Origin of the sequence: Methylobacterium sp. CCH7-A2, assembly GCF_001557075.1 — a bacterium.
GTDB classification, from domain to species: Bacteria; Pseudomonadota; Alphaproteobacteria; order Rhizobiales; family Beijerinckiaceae; genus Allobosea; species Allobosea massiliensis.
This window is the reverse complement of sequence record NZ_LSKN01000089.1, coordinates 1-1,019: the sequence shown is the minus strand read 5'-3', so window position 1 is coordinate 1,019 and position 1,019 is coordinate 1. Positions and strand designations below refer to the sequence as shown.

Sequence of the window (1,019 nt, the reverse complement as noted above, 5' to 3'; positions counted from 1 at the left end):
GATCTGTGTTTGAGACAGGCCGCCCGGGAACTGGCCTCGATCTATTTACTATCCGTTTTAAGAAGGCGACCGGCGATCTCCCGGCCGACAGCTTTCCAGAACCGAAGTGCTTTCCAATTTGCCTCTCCGATGGCTTGTCGTTCGCTGTGCCGGGCAGCCGCATGTGCGTCACAACGGTGATCGCGGATGATGATTGCAGCAGAAAGCGAGACCGCACGCTTCCAAGCCCGCCTACGGGCAACTAATCGAGCAATCAGTCGGCGCATAGAGCGGCAATATCTCGCCGAAACAATACGTCAATCAGATGGCAAGATTCAGCATAACTCATAATCCTACTCCTAGCCAATCGGTCCGTCGCCAGTGGGCCTGCCATCCGGCGGGTCCAGTTCGCAAGGTGTGACGTCGTCGAACTCGTAGAACGCGGTGAGGGGCTGCAGATCCGAGGCGCGTTAACGCGACAGATGCAGCCGCAGCAATGGAAACCGATCTGCTGGGCAAGACCAAAGACAGCGCCGTAAACCAACTTTTGACAGCCGTGGCTTATTGCGAGCCAAAACGGAGGCCGCGATGACCGTAGTGGGTTTTCAATTCGCTGTGACTTCACGGACGCAATCTGGCGTCCAAGTGTTTTTGGTGGCGGCGTCAACGCAGTACAGTGCTGAGCGCATTCTTCAGCGTGACCAGTCCCTGATCGCTGGAGCAACAATCGAACTTCAGCGGCAGCTGACGGCCGATGCCCTCGCAAAATACGGCCTTGTATCGGGAAAGGTCATCAAGCTGCGGTGAGCGCCCGATGTCACCGAGGTACGAACTGCCGGCAGTCGTTCGCCCGAACGGGATGCGCCAGGGCCGGACGTGGAGGCATTGCGAGGCAGAAGACGTTTACGGCTCCGATTTTCAAGCGACCGCCCGCGGCTGCCTCACAGGCTCGAGATTGTATCCGAGCGAGAAGCGGGAATTGCATGGGTCGTGTCCCATAGCGTGGTGTAGCTGACGGTGGTCACCGGCGATTGCCGGTT

At 58.2% G+C, this 1,019-nt stretch carries 2 protein-coding genes; both read left to right on the top strand.

Going from position 1 to position 1,019, the window contains the following annotated elements:
* Positions 1–245: hypothetical protein (locus AX750_RS26710; protein WP_210173036.1), on the top strand; the 245-nt coding region annotated here is incomplete at its 5' end.
* 322 nt (positions 246–567) lie between these two features.
* Positions 568–786, top strand: a complete 219-nt coding sequence (locus tag AX750_RS07390; protein WP_067253832.1) for a hypothetical protein — start codon at positions 568–570, stop codon at positions 784–786.
* Positions 787–1,019 lie beyond the last annotated feature (233 nt).